At 56.6% G+C, this 17,268-nt stretch carries 18 protein-coding genes; 8 read left to right on the top strand and 10 right to left on the bottom strand.

Features of this window, described 5'->3' with window-relative positions:
- Position 1: 1 nt before the first annotated feature.
- Positions 2-763 (top strand): TIM barrel protein, encoded by a 762-nt coding sequence (locus tag ACFIO0_RS05740; protein ID WP_390914396.1) that lies wholly within the window; start codon positions 2-4, stop codon positions 761-763.
- A gap of 72 nt (positions 764-835) precedes the next feature.
- Positions 836-2,053, top strand: coding sequence for a peptidoglycan DD-metalloendopeptidase family protein (locus ACFIO0_RS05735; protein WP_390914395.1), 1,218 nt, complete (start codon positions 836-838; stop codon positions 2,051-2,053).
- Between the two features lie 11 nt (positions 2,054-2,064).
- On the opposite strand, the gene ACFIO0_RS05730 is transcribed toward ACFIO0_RS05735, so the two are convergent.
- Genes ACFIO0_RS05730 through tatA form a run of 4 tightly spaced genes read right to left on the bottom strand, consistent with a single transcriptional unit; the run spans position 2,065 to position 4,585 of the window.
- Positions 2,065-2,910 (bottom strand): DUF815 domain-containing protein, encoded by an 846-nt coding sequence (locus tag ACFIO0_RS05730; protein WP_390914394.1) that lies wholly within the window; start codon positions 2,908-2,910, stop codon positions 2,065-2,067.
- Positions 2,907-3,818: a twin-arginine translocase subunit TatC gene (locus tag ACFIO0_RS05725; protein ID WP_390914393.1), complete on the bottom strand. Its 912-nt coding sequence runs from the start codon at positions 3,816-3,818 to the stop codon at positions 2,907-2,909. The genes ACFIO0_RS05730 and ACFIO0_RS05725 overlap by 4 nt, the downstream gene beginning before the upstream one ends.
- Positions 3,815-4,342 carry a Sec-independent protein translocase protein TatB gene (gene tatB, locus ACFIO0_RS05720; RefSeq protein ID WP_390914392.1) on the bottom strand — a complete coding sequence of 176 codons (528 nt, stop codon included), beginning with the start codon at positions 4,340-4,342 and terminating at the stop codon, positions 3,815-3,817. The genes ACFIO0_RS05725 and tatB overlap by 4 nt, the downstream gene beginning before the upstream one ends.
- A 3-nt stretch (positions 4,343-4,345) precedes the next feature.
- Complete coding sequence (tatA, locus tag ACFIO0_RS05715) at positions 4,346-4,585, bottom strand: twin-arginine translocase TatA/TatE family subunit (RefSeq protein WP_390914391.1); 240 nt, start codon at positions 4,583-4,585, stop codon at positions 4,346-4,348.
- Between the two features lie 205 nt (positions 4,586-4,790).
- Between tatA and ACFIO0_RS05710 the strand changes: the two genes are divergently transcribed.
- Positions 4,791-5,465, top strand: coding sequence for a WYL domain-containing protein (locus ACFIO0_RS05710; protein WP_390914390.1), 675 nt, complete (start codon positions 4,791-4,793; stop codon positions 5,463-5,465).
- Here ACFIO0_RS05710 and ACFIO0_RS05705 read toward each other — a convergent pair.
- From ACFIO0_RS05705 to ACFIO0_RS05680, 6 genes are all read right to left on the bottom strand, one after another.
- A complete protein-coding gene (locus tag ACFIO0_RS05705) occupies positions 5,449-5,829 on the bottom strand; it encodes a Lin0512 family protein (protein ID WP_390914389.1) in 381 nt (126 codons plus the stop codon). The two genes, ACFIO0_RS05710 and ACFIO0_RS05705, sit on opposite strands and share 17 nt — an antisense overlap.
- The gene (locus tag ACFIO0_RS05700) at positions 5,826-6,170 is read right to left on the bottom strand and encodes a Lin0512 family protein (RefSeq protein WP_390914388.1); all 345 of its coding nucleotides are present in this window, start codon (positions 6,168-6,170) and stop codon (positions 5,826-5,828) included. Before ACFIO0_RS05700 ends, ACFIO0_RS05705 begins: the two co-directional genes overlap by 4 nt.
- A gap of 10 nt (positions 6,171-6,180) precedes the next feature.
- Positions 6,181-7,260, bottom strand: coding sequence for an ATP-binding cassette domain-containing protein (locus tag ACFIO0_RS05695; RefSeq protein WP_390914387.1), 1,080 nt, complete (start codon positions 7,258-7,260; stop codon positions 6,181-6,183).
- Positions 7,261-7,304: 44 nt separating this feature from the next.
- Positions 7,305-8,717: a sodium:proline symporter gene (locus ACFIO0_RS05690; RefSeq protein WP_390914386.1), complete on the bottom strand. Its 1,413-nt coding sequence runs from the start codon at positions 8,715-8,717 to the stop codon at positions 7,305-7,307.
- A gap of 104 nt (positions 8,718-8,821) precedes the next feature.
- Positions 8,822-9,943, bottom strand: a complete 1,122-nt coding sequence (locus tag ACFIO0_RS05685) for a hypothetical protein (protein WP_390914385.1) — start codon at positions 9,941-9,943, stop codon at positions 8,822-8,824.
- 9 nt (positions 9,944-9,952) lie between these two features.
- Positions 9,953-10,732, bottom strand: a complete 780-nt coding sequence (locus tag ACFIO0_RS05680) for an SDR family oxidoreductase (RefSeq protein ID WP_390914384.1) — start codon at positions 10,730-10,732, stop codon at positions 9,953-9,955.
- 195 nt (positions 10,733-10,927) lie between these two features.
- Here ACFIO0_RS05680 and ACFIO0_RS05675 point away from each other — a divergent pair, with 195 nt between their 5' ends.
- The 5 genes from ACFIO0_RS05675 to ACFIO0_RS05655 all read left to right on the top strand — a co-directional run bounded on the left by ACFIO0_RS05675 (position 10,928) and on the right by ACFIO0_RS05655 (position 17,257).
- Positions 10,928-11,974 (top strand): Hint domain-containing protein, encoded by a 1,047-nt coding sequence (locus ACFIO0_RS05675; RefSeq protein ID WP_390914383.1) that lies wholly within the window; start codon positions 10,928-10,930, stop codon positions 11,972-11,974.
- A gap of 101 nt (positions 11,975-12,075) precedes the next feature.
- Entirely contained in the window at positions 12,076-13,683 is a 1,608-nt protein-coding gene (locus tag ACFIO0_RS05670) for a peptide chain release factor 3 (RefSeq protein ID WP_390914381.1), read from the top strand.
- A gap of 4 nt (positions 13,684-13,687) precedes the next feature.
- A complete protein-coding gene (locus ACFIO0_RS05665; RefSeq protein WP_390914380.1) occupies positions 13,688-14,689 on the top strand; it encodes a glycosyltransferase family 2 protein in 1,002 nt (333 codons plus the stop codon).
- A gap of 3 nt (positions 14,690-14,692) precedes the next feature.
- Entirely contained in the window at positions 14,693-15,625 is a 933-nt protein-coding gene (locus ACFIO0_RS05660) for a glycosyltransferase family 2 protein (protein ID WP_390914379.1), read from the top strand.
- Positions 15,626-15,757: 132 nt separating this feature from the next.
- Positions 15,758-17,257 carry a DEAD/DEAH box helicase gene (locus ACFIO0_RS05655; protein WP_390914378.1) on the top strand — a complete coding sequence of 500 codons (1,500 nt, stop codon included), beginning with the start codon at positions 15,758-15,760 and terminating at the stop codon, positions 17,255-17,257.
- The last annotated feature ends 11 nt before the right edge of the window (positions 17,258-17,268 follow it).

The raw sequence follows: 17,268 nt of genomic DNA, 5'->3' as shown, positions 1-17,268 counted from the left end.
TATGAAATTTTCTGCAAACTTGGGGTTTTTGTGGACAGAACTGTCCTTGCCCGATGCGATCCGTGCTGCAAAATCCTGCGGTTTTGATGCGGTTGAGTGCCATTGGCCCTACGACACAGCGCCCCAAGACGTTTCTGCGGCCCTGCGCGAAACCGGCCTGCAAATGCTGGGCTTGAACACGGCGCGCGGCGATGTTGCGGGTGGTGACAACGGGCTAAGTGCGATCCCCGGTCGCGAGGCAGAAGCGCGCGCTGCAATTGATCAATCCATCGCCTATGCCCGTGCAATCAACACCCCAAACATTCACGTCATGGCAGGGTTCGCAGCGGGGCCGCAGGCACATGCCACCTTTGTAGACAACCTGACCTACGCCTGCACCCAAGCCGCACTGTTGGGCATCACGATCCTGATCGAACCCCTGAACCACTTTGACGCGCCGGGCTATTTCCTGACCACCACAGAGCAAGCGATGCAAGTGATCGCCGATGTGGGCCTGCCCAATATCAAGTTGATGTTCGATTGCTATCACGTGCAACGGATGGAGGGGAATTTATGCGACAAAATCAAAGACCTATTGCCATCCATCGGTCACATCCAGTTTGCAGCCGTGCCTGGACGCGGTGCACCTGATCAGGGCGAAATCAACTATCCCTATCTGTTCAAGGCCATCGCAGACCTAGGTTATGAGGCCCCGCTGGGCGCTGAATACAAACCTATGGGGGCCACGGAGCCGACCTTGGGCTGGATGACCAAGAAGACCTAGCAAAACCTTAACATTATGGGTATTGTGCGACAAAAGCTCCGGAAAACATGGGGCCACAAGAGGACATAGCAGATGATCACACACATGCGCGCTCCGCGCGGTGCTTGCCGCCGTATGATTTTGGCCACTGTCGCGTTGGGGGCCTTGGCCGCTTGTGACGGCCAACCGCTGGACTTTGATTTGCGCGGATTGGGCGGTGGGTTTTCCACGGCTGATGCCGCGACCAAAGCAACTGCAAACCGACCACGTGCGGATGATCGCGGCGTGATCTCTTATCCTAATTATCAGGTGGCCGTCGCCAATCGCGGCGATACGCTGAATGATGTGGCAACACGTTTGAACCTAAACGCAGCCGAGCTTGCTAAATTTAACGGTGTCGCAGCTGACGTGCCGTTGCGCAAAGGCGAAATCATCGCCCTTCCCCGCCGCGTGGCAGAACCATCGCCCGCAACAGGTGCAGCAACGACTGGCCCGATCCAACCGTTGGATGTGACCACATTGGCTGGCAACGCCATCAACAATTCCCCCGACACATCGGTGCAAACAGCGGCCCTGCCCTCTGCGCAAACCACCACGGCACCATCGAGTGCTGCGCAATCGGGTGCAGAGCCGATCCGCCACAAAGTCGAACGCGGCGAAACCGCATTTACCGTCGCGCGCTTGTACCAAGTGTCCGCCAAATCACTGGCAGAATGGAACGGGCTGGGCGCTGATTTTGCGGTCCGCGAAGGACAGTTTTTGCTGATCCCGGTTGAACGTCAGCCCCCCCCCCAACGCGAGGTGGCAACAGCATCGGCGACACCTGCACCCGGTGTCGGCTCGCCAACACCGACACCGCCCAGTGCGGTCAAACCGTTGCCCGCAAACGATACCGCGACCACACCTGCAGCCACGCCTGCGCCAACCGTCAATGTCGGCAAAACCACCGCCCCCGTCAAAGCGGCCAAGATGGGCTTTCCGATCAAAGGCGACATTATCCGCGAATATTCCAAAGGCAAAAACGAAGGTATCAACATCAAAGCGGCACCCGGAACCTCGGTGAAATCCGCAGATGCAGGCACTGTCGCCGCCATCACCCAAAGCGCTGATGGCGTGCCAATCATTGTTGTGCGCCACCCCGACAACCTGCTGACCGTCTATGCAAACGTGACAGATGTTGCGGTGCAAAAAGGCGATACAGTGCGTCGCGGCCAAGGCATTGCAAAACTGCGCAGCGGCGATGACGCCTACGTACATTTCGAGGTGCGCAACGGCTTTGATAGCGTCGACCCACTACCGTATTTGCAATAAAAAGCAGTCGCTTAGGCGGTTAACTTAACACCACTGCGACCAGCAAGATCGCTAAAGAATTGCCACGCCACGCGCCCGGATCGACCGCCGCGTGTGGCTTGCCATTCGATGGCTTGTGCGCGCAAATCATCTGGTGAAATCGTGACGCCGTACGCTGCGCAATACCCTTGGATCATCGACAAATATTGATCTTGATCGCAGGCGTGAAAGCCCAGCCAAAGCCCGAAACGATCCGACAGAGACACTTTTTCCTCGACCGCTTCGCCCGGATTAATTGCTGATCCGCGTTCATTTTCGATCATGTCACGTGGCATCAAATGGCGACGGTTCGACGTGGCATACAGCACGACATTGCAAGGTCGCCCTTCGATCCCGCCATCCAGAACCGCCTTGAGCGATTTGTAATGTGTGTCATCGTTGCTAAAGCTAAGATCATCACAATACAGGATAAATTGCGCTTTGACACCGCGCAGCAGGTTCAGCAGACGGCCGACCGAGGGCAAGTCTTCGCGTTGCAGTTCCACAATCTTCAGGTGCGCATGGCGTTCCTGAACATCGGCGTGGATCGCCTTGACCAAGCTGGATTTGCCCATGCCACGCGCCCCCCACAACAGGGCGTTGTTGGCCGGCAAACCTTTGGCGAATTGCGTGGTGTTGGCGAGCAAAGTATCACGCGACCGGTCGACGCCAACCAGCAGGCTTAGCGGAATGCGCGAGACGGTGTGAACCGGTTCCAAACGATCCGGAGCGGTGTGCCAGACAAAGGCCGACGCCGCCCCGAAATCAGGGGCGGGCAAAGGTGCAGGCGCTAGTCGTTCCAGCGCCTGCGCAATGCGCAACATCGGCTCATCGGTCATTTGTCGTCGTCCTCAATGTCTTCGTCAAACATCTCTTCGTCGTCTTCATAAAACCCGTCTTCGCGCAGTTTCGCTTCGCGGTCGCGGTCCACACGGGCCACCAACAGGATCGAAATCTCGTACAACCCGTAAACGGCGACAAACAGAATGACTTGGGTGATCACATCAGGCGGCGTCACCACGGCGGCCAATGTCAAAATGCCAACAACCGCGTATTTGCGCACGCGGCGCAGACCGCCCGCATCAATCAGGCCGGATTTGCCCATCAACGTCAGCAGTACAGGCAGCTGGAAACACAGACCAAAGGCCACGATCAGCTTGAGCGTGATGTCCAGCGTTTCGTTCACCTTACCGTTGAAAACGATGTCGATGCCGGACTTGGCCGCGGCGGCGTCATCGACGACTTCACCCGGTGCGGTGACCAGCGACAACACCGATTGAATATCAGCAAACCCAAGGAAAAACCGCATCGCCAGCGGTGTCACGATCAGATGCGCAAACAGCGCGCCGATGATGAATAACACAGGTGAGGCCACCAAAAACGGCAGGAACGCGGATTTTTCATTGCGGTACAAACCAGGTGCCACGAAGCGCCACAGCTGCGTGCCGATGATCGGAAAGCCCAAAGCCAAACCGCCAACCATGGCGATCTTGAGCAAGGTGAAAAAGTATTCCTGCGGGGCCGTGTACTGCATGACCGGGTTTTCATTGCCCAGCTCGCGCATGGTTTTTTCAATCGGCAGCAGCAGGAAATCCAGCAGGAAACCCGCAAAGATGAAACAGAATATCATCGCCACAACAAAGGCTGCAACCGAGCGGATCAACCGCGTGCGCAGCTCTGTCAGATGCTCGATCAGCGGGGCGCTGGATGCGTCCATGCCCTCTTCCATGTCGTCGGTTTGGGTCATGTTTTGCTCTTCGGAGTTTTAGGCTTGCCGGGTTTTGCGGCCGTTTTAGGCTTTGCAGTTTTGGGTTTCGCCGCTTTCGCTTTTGGTGCAGGCGCCAAGGCGGCCTCTGCTTCGTCCGCTTTGGTCAGTGCCTCGGTTGCTTCGCGCGCTTTGCGTTCTGCTGCGGCCCGCGCTGTCGAGGCTTGGATTTTCTTGGTCTGCTCTGCCCGCTTGGCCGCCAGCTTGCCGGTCTCGCTGTCAGGGTCGAGGTTCATCGCCTCTGTCGCATCACGGGCGGCATCCTTGACGGAATTCATCGCAGCCCCCATCGGGTTCGTCGCCGCCTTTAGGCTGCTTTGCACGTCTTTCATGCCCGATTGATCAACCGCTTGGTTCATCGCAGACTGGAATTCGCGCGCCATACCACGGGCCTTGCCGACAAACTGCCCGACTTGGCGAAACAGCATCGGCAGGTCCTTTGGACCGACCACAATAAGGGCGACGATGCCGATGATCAGCATCTCGACCCCGCCCATACCAAACATGGCTTAACCTTTGTCTTTGTCGTCTGTCGCGGCTTTAGCAACCGTTTCAGGTGTAACGTCTTTTGCAGTTTCAGCTGCGTCTGCGGCGTCGTCTTCCAGCTCTTGCGTGCCTTCGGTGATGCCTTTTTTGAAGGACGTGATGCCCTTACCGACTTCGCCCATCAGCGACGAAATCTTGCCGCGCCCAAACAGCACCAGCACAACAACAGCGATCAGCAATACTTGCCAAGGTCCAAGTGACATATTCAGTCTCCACTCTTTTTAGGTCTCGCACGGGGGTGTCCCACGTGCCCAAATGTCGAGAACCGTTTTAGGCACGCCTTGCGCGTTAGGAAAGCGGCAATGCGGTGATTTTGGCGTTTGTGGCAGTGCAAAGGTGGATTTCCAAGGCTAGCGCAGATCAAACTGACATGTTAATGTCAGTTGCGCACAAATATTAGGTTTTACCGTGTCCCGTCCTGATCGTCTCACCAAAATTATGCAAACCCTGCAAGACGGGCGATTGCACACGGCCCAAGAATTGGCCGACGCGTTTGCTGTGTCGCCCCGCACGATCTACCGTGACATGGATGATCTGATGGCCAGCGGCCTGCCCGTCAAAGGCGCGCGCGGGATCGGGTATCAGGCGCAACCCGTCACGACCCTGCCGTCACTACACTTGACCGACGAAGAAATCGAAGTCCTCAACCTTGGCCTTGCCATTGTGTCCGAGGCCGCGGATCCGGACCTGCGCCGCGCCGCAACTAGCCTTGGTGCAAAACTCGAAACCGCCCTGCCCCAACACGCGACACCAGATGCGCAAACTTGGGCCTACGCGGCCTCGTCCTTTGGCGATAGCGCGCGCGGATTGTCCCAGATGCCAACCCTGCGTGCAGCCATTCGGGCCAAGCAAAAACTGCGCATTACCTATCATTCCAAAGGCGACAGGATCACATCGCGCATCATCCGCCCGCTGAAACTAGAACACTGGGCGCGTGTTTGGATTTTGACTGCGTGGTGCGAAACCCGCAATGATTTCAGAGAGTTCCGCGTTGATTTAATTCAGTCCGCGCAGGCGCAACCGCAGATGTTTGTGGATGAGGTCGGCAAAACCTTGGACGATATGCCTAGCCCGCAGGCTTAAGCGTCCAACCGGTTTGCGGCGGCAAAAACGCCTCGACCGAAGCTTGGGCAATCACGATTGTATCGCCACCGTCTGGCGACACCACGTTCAGCCCACCAAACACCACGGACACCTCGGCACGTCCGCGCGGCAGTTTGGCCTTGAGAACCTCAACGTCCACCTGATCGGGATCTTGCACACCAACGGTCACTTGTACACGCATCGCATCGTGGCTTAGGTCAAGCGCGCCAAAAATCGGTAGGGATGAATGGCGAAATGCGTCTTCGATCGCGCGCGTGCTGGCCTTGGTGTAATCCATGCCGTGCAGGTCGTTGCCCATGCCCATTTCGATGATGATGCGCTGCTCTGCTGTGATCTCGCTCATGCTTCGCGCTCCATTTCAAAGGCAACAGACAGGGCGACATTGGCCATGATCGTCGGATTTCCGGTGCCCTCAGGGCGGGCAATATCAAGGCCACCGCGCTGCACGTTGAACGTGGTTGAGCCATAGGGAAACACCTCGGCCAAGGCCGCCACGTCGACCTGATCAGGGCGCTGCACGCCAACGTCGACGGTGATACGCATCGCTTCTTTTTCAAAGCCGAACAGCTCTGCCAGATTGATCGAATTGTGCCACAAGGCGTCTTGGACCGCGCGTTTTGCCGCTTGTGTGTAATCACCACGGCGCAGCGATGTGCCCATGCCGAATTCAGTCAACAATCTCATGTGCTTACTCCTATGATGCGAAAACAAAACACCGGTCACGCCGCACTGTCAGCCACATCACAGTGCCCGCTTGCGGTAGGAAAACGTTGGGAACGGTGGCTTTCATGACGGACCCGTCGTGGTCCAATTTGTACTCGATCAGGCTCTCGTTGCCCATGAAACGGGCGCGTTCCACGACGGCGCGCGCAGGGGTGCCATCGACGGGCGTCGGCACCGGGCCTTTGCCGGCGCGGTCAAAATCGATGCGCAAATGCTGGGGGCGAAAAACAATCGACACTTCGGTCCCGTCCGGCACACCGGGGGCCAAAAACCGGCCAAACGGGGTCATAGCCAGCGCGCCCTCAACCGTTGCATTCAGCATGTTCGCATCGCTGAAAAACGCGACCGAGGCCCGATCGATGGGCCGCGTATAGACGTTATACGGCGCACCTTGTTGCACGATTTTTCCATCCCGCATCAGCGCGATTTCGTCGGCCATGCGCATCGCTTCGTCCGGTTCGTGAGTGACCAGTAGAACGGCGGTGTCTTCGTCTTTTAGGATGTTCAGCGTCTCGTCCCGGATGCCGTCACGCAGGCGGTTATCAAGGCCGGAAAACGGTTCATCCATCAGCATGATCCGCGGACGTGGGGCCAACGCGCGCGCCAGTGCAACCCGCTGCTGTTCGCCACCCGACAGTTGATGCGGATAGCCATCGATGAAATCCATCAGATCAACGCGACCCAGCAATTCCTCGACCCGCGCGCGTTTTTCGGCCTTTGATCCGCGCAGACCGTAGGCCACATTGTCCGCCACGCTAAGATGCGGAAACAGCGCGAAATCTTGAAACATCAAACCGATTTCACGGCGCTCGGGCGGGATACGAAACACCGTGTCGCAGATCAGTTTGCCATCAACGTAAATTTCGCCGCTGTCTTGCATTTCGACACCGGCAATCATCCGCAAGGTCGTGGATTTACCGCATCCAGACGGGCCCAGCAAACACGTCACCTGCCCCGGCATTATGCGCAGCGACACGCCGTCAACAACCGCGCGCCCGTCAAAGCTGCGCCGCAAGTTGCGAATTTCTAAACGGGGCGTTTGGGGTTGCAAAACGGGCAGCTCTGTTTCTGATTAATTAAGTCAGATAAGCGCTATCAGCCCTTGCGCGCCCCTGCAAGAACTGAGGCAAAGCCGACGATCAGAACGCAGATGCAAATCACCAACAATTGCTCGTACTTGTGGCCCTCGGGCAGAATCGACGCCGTGCCAGACACCGCGACCGCGTCAAACAACGTCTTGTTCCCCCATACTGCCGCGATGCTGTCCCAGCTGCGGGCAAAATACATGAACGCGCCCAAAATCGCAGCGCCGTAGGCCACGACGTAGGACCAAAGCGCGATGGTGCGCCCGCCCAACAGGCCCACGACCAACACAGGCGTCAGGAACATCGACGCCGTGCCAGACACCGCGACCGCGTCAAACAACGTCTTGTTCCCCCATAAGGTCAGCGCCGCCCCCGCCACCATAAATGCGACCATCACGATGCGCCCGCCGTTCAAGGTGCGCGGGGCCAAATGCAGTTCCTCGACCACCAATCGCGCAGCAGACGCCAATGCGGAATCAAGCGTGCTGAGCGCCGAGACAACCAGTGACACCATCAGCAAAACGAACACCCAAGGCGGGAACATGCCCGCCCATGTGCCGATCAACTGACCTTCGTATTCCGCACCGATCAAGCTGGCTTGGATCCCGAAAAAGCCGAACGCAATGATGCACAGGGTCGAAATCCAGAACGCGTGCAGGAACGATCTTTGCGTGGTGGCAGGGTCTGCGATGAACCCGCGATCCATCATCACCGGATCATGCGCGGGGTATGAAAACACCTGCAACGCCGCGACCGCCAGCAGTATCCAACCGTTGTAGGGACCGGAGGCGCCGGGGGCGGTCAAAACCGCGCCAAGGTTGAAATCGGGGCTGAACACCAAGGCCAAAAACGCCGCGCCAAAGGCCGCGAGAAACAGCAACATTTGCACGACGTCGGTACGCAAGGCTGCACTCAGCCCGCCCCACGCGGAATACGCCAGCCCGATGACCGCGAGCACCACGATGGCCCACGTGCCGGTGCCGCCCAAAACAGCCGCCGCGATCAGGCCGATAACGAGTAAGTTGGCAAAGACTTCGGACAGCAGGCGCAAGGCCACAACCACGTTGTAACTGCCCGTTCCGACAGTTCCAAAACGCGTTCCCAGCCAGTCTTGGAGAGACTCTGCGCCTTTGCTGCGCAGGCGTGCGACGATCAACGCGCCGCTTAGAAAAGAGCCGTAATAGGCCGCGTAAGCAAGGGTCCCCGCGATCCCGTAGTAGTAGCCCAAGATGGCCGCATTCATCAGGGATCGGGCAAAAATCCAGGTGGTGACTTGGCTGAGAACTAAGACCCAAAGACCGGGAGCAGAACCTGAAACGGACAGGCCGCCAAAGAAGCCTTCGATGCTGGCGCGCCGTGGGGCGACGGCAATCGAGCCTACGATGATCAGCGCAACAATAGAAATCAAAGCAGTGGCTTGCATGCGCAGCGTCCTTGGGCAAAATCAATCGATACCTCGTAACAGGGCGACACCCTTTGCACCAGCGCACATACGTTAACGTGAAGATTGGATCCGTAAGGGTAACGTTATCCAGTCACTTCAAACGCCAGCTCGGCATGATCGACACCGTTGACTTGCACGATCAAAGCGTGCGGACCCGCGTGCCATTGAAAGGTGCTGGCCTGTGCTTTGAGGGTGTGCTTTTTCGCAAGCGACAGCGGTGCGTCGAGACGCACCTTACCTTGCTTGAGCTTGAACACTTTTTCGGCAGACTTGCCTGACGGACGGGCGAAACGGATGCGGTAATCCACCAAAACATCGCAGAGTTCATCGGCCGCGATCTGCACCTCGAACGTCAACGCATCACCGATTTTGACCTCGGGCGTTTTCATCTGCGCTGTGACCCGCACAGGCGCGTCGGCCCGATAACCAAGCATGTCCAGCGCGCCTGCGTGGCCATCCTTGACCAAGGTGCGCAAGGCATGGCGCTGCATCCACGCCATTTCTTTGTCGACTTGCGTGTTTGAATTGGCCCAAGCCGCCAACTGATCGACAACCACATCAGGTGCGAATTTTGCGATATCATTCAGGTGGTTGGCAATCGAGCGGGTCACATATCGGGTGCCATCTGCAAACAGCTGATCCAGCAACGGCAGTGTCTGGTCTTGGGTCAAGGTTACCGATTTTGCCCACGGCAGTTTCGGGCGCGTGCCCTCGCTGACCAGTCGACGCACGTGATAGTTTTGATCGCCGGCCCAAAGCGCCAAACGACCCAAGGTTTCGTCGGGCCAACGGTTCAGGAACGGGCGGATGTAGAACTCCATCGAAAACCGTTGCGTGGCGGCGTGCAGCAGATCAAGCGCCCTTTCGCGGTGGTTTTCCAGCCCGTGACGCACGGCCAAAATTCCAGGCACGCCGTGAATGAAATGGCCAAAATCATCATCGCGCAGGGATGGATCAAGACGCGCTGGCATTGCCGCCTCTAGCTGATCCGCCATCACGTTGAAATCCGGCGACAACTGCGTTTCAACGCACGTCGCGAGCCACTCTAACCGGTCCATCAACTCGCGCGATTGGAAACCACCCAAGGCCTCTGTTGTGAACTGCGCCGCATCAAATGCAGGCACACCAGCGGCGTATTCAGCCGCCAGTTGCGCAACCGTTTCCGGGTTAAACAGATGATCCTTAAGCGAGAATTTTTCAGCCATATCAGCAGCCTAAAGCGTTGCGTTCGTGGCACCACCGTCCAGCAGAATGTTCTGACCAACGATGAAACCGGCATGCTGGCTGCACAGAAACGCGCAGGTCGAGCCGAAATCTTCGCGGGTGCCATAGCGGCCTGCAGGGATCGTGGCGCAGCGTTCGGCTTTGGCCTGATCCATCGAAATACCTTTGGCCTTGGTCACGCCGGTGTCCAGCGAAATTGCGCGGTCTGTAGCGTGGATGCCCGGCAACAAATTGTTGATCGTGACGCCTTTGCCTGCGACTTGACGCGAGGTGCCCGCGACGTAGCCTGTGAGGCCTGCGCGCGCGGAATTGGACAGACCCAGCACCGCAATCGGGGCCTTAACGGACTGCGACGTAATGTTGACGACACGGCCCCAGCCGCGATCCATCATGCCCGGCAACAACGCTTTCATCATCGCAATCGGGGCCAGCATGTTTGCATCAAGTGCTGCGATAAAATCGTCGCGCGTCCAGTCAGACCACATGCCCGGAGGCGGGCCGCCTGCATTGTTCACCAAGATATCAACGCCGTCCGCTGCGGCCAGAACTGCCGCCTGCCCGTCTGGTATGGCAATGTCAGCGGCCACAATCACGACGTCAACGCCGTAGGTGTCGCGAATGGTTTGGGCCGATGCCTCAAGCGCGTCTGCCCCACGTGCGTTCATCACAAGGTTAACGCCCGCTGCGGCCAATGCCTCGGCACAGCCCAAACCCAGGCCTTTTGACGATGCACACACCAGTGCGCGTTTGCCTTTGATTCCCAAATCCATTGTGTATTCCTTCTGAAAAGATGTTGGGAAATTCCTAACACTTTGCGTCGTACAAGGACCAGCCATAGACGGAAGCTATTTTTCAGTTGCTGAAGGCTCCTTGAAATCATCAACCGATTGACGCTAGATCGCCACACTCCTAGATTAGTGAAATACCATAACAAACAATCCTTTATCGCAGGTTGCATTGGTTCAATGACCCAAGATTCGTTCAACAGCACGCTGAAAAGCCCTCAGGCCGCCCTGGTGCCTGCGCAAAGCTTGCCGGTGATCCGCTGTCACGACTTCACTGTGATTGACGGCGCCAACTTGGACGATGCGCTGTCGTTTGCAGCAGAGCTGGTGTTGGATGACGTCTATGAATTTCGCTACGGCAGCGAGCCTGCGCGCCTGTCTTTGCGCCCCGTCGGAGAGGCCGTGTTTAAAGTCGCGGAAGACACCGAAATCGGGCAAACCGGGGCCGCAATCCATTTGGACAGTGCGTTAACCTTGATATCGCCGGACGGGCAAACATCTGACGCGCTGGTGTTGGTCGAAGTGGATGACAGCGACCATGTGAACGACATTTACCTGTTGCCTTTGGTGCCGCTGAACCACAGCGCGTCCTATTCGCTTGTCGGAATCAACACGGACAATCCGGCCCAAACATTTGCCCAAGTGGCGTGTGTCAATTTTTCTCGGGGCACCCATATTACGTTGGCATCTGGCGCACAGCGACCTATCGAAGATTTGCAAGTCGGCGACCGGGTTTTGACCCGTGATGACGGGCCACAAAAGGTGCGCTGGATCGGGCAAAGCACTGTCCGCGCAGTTGGTGAATTTGCCCCGATTTGCATCACTGCCGGGACGCTGAACAACGAGCACGATCTGATCCTTGGGCCCGATCATCGCCTGTTTATCTACCAGCGCAGTGACAAATTGGGGGCCGGACGGTCTGAGCTGCTGGTAAAGGCGCGCCACTTGGTGAACGGGGATAGCGTGCGGGTGCGAGACGGTGGATTTGTTGATTATTTCCAACTGCTATTCGATGGGCACCAGATCATTTATGCGGAAGGCATTGCTGCCGAATCCATGTTGATCGACAGCCGTACAAAGCCGGTTTTACCCGCTGATCTGTCAGAAAGCTTAGGGGATGTTATCCTTGGTCATTCTAATCTGCCGCATTCGGGTTTGGATGTACAAGAAGGGTTGTTGAACAGACCGGACGCGGCGGAATTACTTAAAAAAGCCTCGTCTCGGTGATCGCCTGATAATCGGTGGTGTGCGACACGCACACCTTACCCGCGTGATTGACGACCCCCAGCACCTTGCGCGACGCCGACCCCCAATCTATAGCGGTCTTCATGTTGGATACCGCCTCAAACCGCCCCGCCTTGCCGCCTGAAATCGCGCGCCGCCGCACGTTTGCGATCATCTCGCATCCTGATGCCGGCAAGACGACCCTCACCGAGAAATTCTTGTTGTTCGGTGGAGCGATCCAAATGGCGGGCCAAGTACGGGCAAAGGGCGAAGCACGACGCACACGCTCTGACTTTATGGCAATGGAAAAAGACCGCGGCATCTCTGTCTCGGCCTCTGCAATGTCTTTTGATTACAAACACTTCCGGTTCAATCTGGTGGACACGCCGGGCCACTCTGACTTTTCCGAAGACACCTACCGCACGCTAACCGCAGTTGACGCCGCAGTCATGGTGATTGATGGCGCAAAGGGCGTTGAATCCCAAACGCAAAAGCTGTTCGAAGTGTGCCGGATGCGCGATTTACCGATCCTGACATTCTGTAACAAGATGGACCGCGAAAGCCGTGATGTCTTTGAGATCATTGACGAAATTCAAGAGAACCTAGCGATTGACGTGACCCCTGCCAGCTGGCCCATCGGGGTCGGGCGTGATTTCATCGGGTGCTACGACATTTTGGGCGACCGCCTTGAATTGATGGACCGTGCGGATCGTAACAAGGTTGCTGAATCCATCGAAATCAATGGTTTGGATGACCCGAAATTGGCGGAACACGTGCCCGAAGCCCAACTGGCGCAATTGCGCGAAGAGCTGGAGATGGCCCGCGAATTGCTACCACCAATGGACAAGGCGGCGATGGCAGAAGGATCGCTGACACCGATCTGGTTCGGATCTGCGATCAATTCGTTTGGCGTTAAGGAATTGATGGAGGGGATCGCAAACTACGGTCCCGAACCGCAGATTCAGTCGGCGCAACCGCGCAATGTTGCCCCCGAAGAAACCAAAGTTGCAGGATTTGTTTTCAAGGTTCAAGCCAACATGGACCCAAAGCATCGCGATCGTGTGGCCTTTGTGCGTCTTGCGTCGGGGCACTTTCATCGCGGCATGAAACTGACCCATGTGCGGTCCAAAAAACAAATGGCGATCTCGAACCCGGTGCTGTTCTTGGCCTCTGACCGCGAACTGGCCGAAGAGGCGTGGGCCGGCGACATCATCGGCATCCCGAACCACGGCCAGTTGCGCATCGGCGACACGTTAACCGAGGGCGAAGCGATCCGCGTCACCGGCATCCCGTCCTTCGCACCAGAGCTGCTGCAAGGCGTGCGCGCAGGTGATCCGCTAAAGGCCAAGCATCTGGAAAAAGCATTGATGCAATTCGCCGAAGAAGGCGCCGCCAAGGTCTTTAAACCGTCCATCGGATCGGGTTTTGTTGTTGGTGTTGTCGGGCAGTTGCAATTCGAGGTTTTGGCCAGCCGTATCGAGCTGGAATATGGCTTGCCCGTGCGCTTTGAACAGTCGCAATTCACCTCTGCGCGCTGGGTGAACGGTGACAAACAAGCCGTTGATAAATTTACAGAAGCCAACAAACTGCACATCGCGCATGACCACGATGGCGACATTGTTTATTTGACCCGTCTGCAATGGGACATCGACCGTGTTGAACGTGATTACTCCGACATCAGGCTGACTGCGACCAAGGAAATGATGGTGTAATTGCGTGGCTGCTGACATCGAAAAACCGGCTACTCGCACAACGGTTGTGACCCCCTCGACGCCAGCACAGACGGACCCGGACACTTTACGCTGGGGCGTCGTCAGTACGATCAAAGCGCCCGCGATGAATGTCGCGCGTTTTATCGCGTGGCACCTCGATATGGGTGCCGCAGAAATCGTTATCCACCTTGATGAACCGGATACGAAACTGGCTGAACGACTGGCCCATCCAAAGGTCCGCTTTGTTCAATGTGACGATGCCCATTGGGCGCAAGCCCCTGAAAAAGCGCGTGAAACTCACCAATTGCGCCAGGCATACAACGCCACGCACACCTATAATCGCAGCAAAATGGACTGGTTGTGCCACATCGATGTTGACGAATTTCTACTCACCGCTGAACCTTTGGCCCACCACCTGATCACGGTCCCAAACGACGCCGCCTTTGCGCGCATCACACCTATCGAGATGCTTGCGAGCGATGATCCCTGGAACAAACCCGCCTATTTCAAACGCGCCCGCAAGCATGCAAAACGCAAGAAACACGAAATGCGCCTCATCTATCCGACGTTCGGTAATTTTTTGCCTGATGGTTTTATCAGCTATGCGGGTGGCAAGAATATCGCGCGTGTGGGGCTGCCGAACGTGCGGATCGGCATCCATGCGATGCTGCAAAAAGGAGCGAAAATCATCAACGGTCATGCCTTGCCCGACGTGGTGATCGGCCATGCACACGCCCCAAGTTGGGATGTGTTCAAGCGACACTTCGATTATCGAATGTCGAAAGGGTCGTATCGCAAAAAAACAAATGAAACCATGGCTCTAAATGACGTACTAAATGTGGTTACCGAAGAAGACGGGGACGCGGGATTGCGTGCTTTCTTTGATGAAATGTGCCTTGCCAGCACCGAACGGCTTGACCTATTGGCCGCCCATGACATGCTGGTGACATGGACGCTGGATCTGGATGAAAAGGTCGCGCGTCAATTTGGGTCATCAGGGATTTAGCGCATGACAAAATGGGGGCTGGCGGCGACGATACTGGCACCCACGGCGGATATCTTGCGCTTTGCTGCGTATCACATCGACGCCGGCGCGCACCGATTGTACCTATATCTCGATGATCCAGACAGCGATGCATTTGCCTCGTTAAAGGCCCACCCAAAAATACGGGTTCAAGCCTGTGATGCCGCCCATTGGCAAAAAATCGATGGCAAAAGGCCCGAAAAACACCAAGTCCGTCAAAGCCGAAATGCTACTCATGCCTACAATCGCAAGGTCGAAGTTGACTGGTTAATCCACATGGATGTCGATGAATTTCTGGTGCCCCAAACCTCTGTATCTGACAGTTTGGCAACCCTTGATCCCGACACCGCATGCGCCCGCACCCGCCCGATGGAACAATTGGCAGGTGTTGGGAACTCTTACAAAACATTCATCCCGAATGGGCCGGAACGCACCCGGATCGTACAGGATATCTATCCCGAATTCGGGGCCTACATCAAAGGTGGATTTCTAAGCCATGTCGCCGGAAAACTGTTTGTGCGCACAGGGTTACCCGACATCAGCGTTCGGATTCACAATGCCTTTCAAGGCGATGCAATGAACCCGAACGAAATTGAACTGAGCGACATAGATCTGGCGCACGCCCACGCAAAAACATGGGAAGACTGGATTGCCGCCTATCGGTACCGGTTGGAACAAGGGTCCTACCGCGCGGAACTGGCCCCTGCCAAATCACGCAAACGCGGTGGTTTGACGTTGCACGAGATGTTTCAAACGCTTGAGGCCGCAGAGGGCGAAGAAGGTTTGCGTCGTTTTTACACCGAAGTCGCAACCGATACCGACGCCTTGCGCGCCCGTTTGCAAGCACGCGAAATGTACCGCGAAATTACACTGGATTTAGATGCAAAATTGGCGCGCCACTTCCCTGATTTCACCTGATAGTTTGACCCCAACTGCGCTTCTTGGTATTGGCGCACAAGTGCTGCGATCACCAGATCGCCCCTAGGGCCATTCGGGCCGGCGCAAATCGCTGCCGCGGGCCAAGTGAATGTCCGCAACATACGGACATACATGACAAAATTTTCTGATCTGAACCTGAATTCAAAGGTCCTCAAAGCCATCGAAGAAGCTGGCTATGAAACACCAACGCCGATCCAGGCGGGTGCAATTCCCCCCGCGCTCGAAGGGCGCGACGTTTTGGGGATTGCCCAAACCGGCACCGGCAAAACCGCCAGTTTCACACTGCCGATGATCACGATGCTTGCGCGCGGCCGTGCCCGTGCGCGCATGCCACGGTCCTTGGTTTTGTGCCCGACGCGCGAATTGGCCGCCCAAGTTGCCGAGAACTTTGACACCTACACAAAGCACCTGAAACTGACCAAAGCGCTGCTGATAGGCGGCGTTTCGTTCAAAGAACAGGACAAACTGATCGACAAAGGCGTCGATGTCTTGATTGCCACGCCAGGTCGCCTGCTCGATCACCACGAACGTGGCAAGCTGATCCTGACTGACGTCAAAATCATGGTTGTGGACGAAGCTGACCGTATGCTCGATATGGGTTTCATCCCTGATATCGAACGCATCTTTGGCCTGACGCCTTTCACGCGTCAAACGCTGTTTTTCTCGGCAACCATGGCCCCTGAAATCGAACGCATCACCAACACGTTCCTGTCTAACCCAGAGCGGGTTGAGGTTGCGCGCCAAGCGTCGGCCTCCGAGACAATTGAGCAAGCCGTTGTCATGTTCAAAGGGTCGCGCAAGGATCGCGAAGCCACTGAAAAACGTAAAGTTTTGCGTATGTTGATCGACGCTGAGGGCGAAAAATGCACCAACGCCATCATCTTTTGCAATCGCAAGACGGACGTTGATATCGTTGCCAAATCGCTCTCGAAATACGGCTATGATGCGGCCCCGATCCACGGCGATCTAGACCAGTCACAGCGCACCAAAACGCTTGATAAATTCCGCTCGGGCGAACTGCGCTTTTTGTGCGCCTCTGATGTCGCCGCACGCGGGCTTGATGTGCCATCGGTCAGCCACGTTTTCAACTTTGACGTGCCCAGCCACGCCGAAGATTACATTCACCGCATCGGTCGCACCGGACGTGCTGGTCGCGAAGGCAAAACGATCATGATTTGCACCTCGCGCGACGAAAAGAATTTCGAAGACGTAGAACGCTTGTTGCAAAAAGCCATTCCACGCTTGGACAACCCGCTGAAAACGCTCGCGCCGGTTGCCAAATCACCGGCACCAAAACCCGCAAGTGACGCACCTGTCGAAAAGGCACCTCGCAGCCGTAGCCGTTCGAAAAAACCTGAAACGACGCCTGTTGTAGACACGGTTCAGGCAGCAGCACCGCTAGAAGCGTCCAAAGCACCTGAGCAACCAACAGAACAAAAAACCGACACGCGGGCCAAATCGTCTTCGCGCAACCGGTCCAGTTCTTCGGCCAAGCAAGCCCCGAAACAGTCTGATCGCAACAACGATCGTGGCGGCAACAAGGTCTTGGGACTTGGCGATCACACGCCAACGTTTATCGAACTCAGCTTTGCAGATCGCTACAACAGCTAACTGCTAGCCAT

It is taken from the genome of Pseudosulfitobacter sp. SM2401 (genome assembly GCF_042932805.1).
In the GTDB taxonomy this organism is placed as follows: domain Bacteria; phylum Pseudomonadota; class Alphaproteobacteria; order Rhodobacterales; family Rhodobacteraceae; genus Ascidiaceihabitans.
The sequence above is the reverse complement of the archived record's forward strand: the minus strand, read 5'-3'. Positions and strand labels throughout refer to the sequence as shown.

What these genes read in the sequence shown, in the direction of transcription:
- ACFIO0_RS05740 (WP_390914396.1), top strand. Translation starts at nt 2, where the DNA reads ATGAAATTTTCTGCAAACTTGGGGTTTTTGTGGACAGAACTGTCCTTG.
- ACFIO0_RS05735 (WP_390914395.1), top strand. Translation starts at nt 836, where the DNA reads ATGATCACACACATGCGCGCTCCGCGCGGTGCTTGCCGCCGTATGATT.
- ACFIO0_RS05730 (WP_390914394.1), bottom strand. Translation starts at nt 2,910, where the DNA reads ATGACCGATGAGCCGATGTTGCGCATTGCGCAGGCGCTGGAACGACTA.
- ACFIO0_RS05725 (WP_390914393.1), bottom strand. Translation starts at nt 3,818, where the DNA reads ATGACCCAAACCGACGACATGGAAGAGGGCATGGACGCATCCAGCGCC.
- tatB (WP_390914392.1), bottom strand. Translation starts at nt 4,342, where the DNA reads ATGTTTGGTATGGGCGGGGTCGAGATGCTGATCATCGGCATCGTCGCC.
- tatA (WP_390914391.1), bottom strand. Translation starts at nt 4,585, where the DNA reads ATGTCACTTGGACCTTGGCAAGTATTGCTGATCGCTGTTGTTGTGCTG.
- ACFIO0_RS05705 (WP_390914389.1), bottom strand. Translation starts at nt 5,829, where the DNA reads ATGAGCGAGATCACAGCAGAGCAGCGCATCATCATCGAAATGGGCATG.
- ACFIO0_RS05700 (WP_390914388.1), bottom strand. Translation starts at nt 6,170, where the DNA reads ATGAGATTGTTGACTGAATTCGGCATGGGCACATCGCTGCGCCGTGGT.
- ACFIO0_RS05690 (WP_390914386.1), bottom strand. Translation starts at nt 8,717, where the DNA reads ATGCAAGCCACTGCTTTGATTTCTATTGTTGCGCTGATCATCGTAGGC.
- ACFIO0_RS05685 (WP_390914385.1), bottom strand. Translation starts at nt 9,943, where the DNA reads ATGGCTGAAAAATTCTCGCTTAAGGATCATCTGTTTAACCCGGAAACG.
- ACFIO0_RS05680 (WP_390914384.1), bottom strand. Translation starts at nt 10,732, where the DNA reads ATGGATTTGGGAATCAAAGGCAAACGCGCACTGGTGTGTGCATCGTCA.
- ACFIO0_RS05675 (WP_390914383.1), top strand. Translation starts at nt 10,928, where the DNA reads ATGACCCAAGATTCGTTCAACAGCACGCTGAAAAGCCCTCAGGCCGCC.
- ACFIO0_RS05670 (WP_390914381.1), top strand. Translation starts at nt 12,076, where the DNA reads ATGTTGGATACCGCCTCAAACCGCCCCGCCTTGCCGCCTGAAATCGCG.
- ACFIO0_RS05660 (WP_390914379.1), top strand. Translation starts at nt 14,693, where the DNA reads ATGACAAAATGGGGGCTGGCGGCGACGATACTGGCACCCACGGCGGAT.
- ACFIO0_RS05655 (WP_390914378.1), top strand. Translation starts at nt 15,758, where the DNA reads ATGACAAAATTTTCTGATCTGAACCTGAATTCAAAGGTCCTCAAAGCC.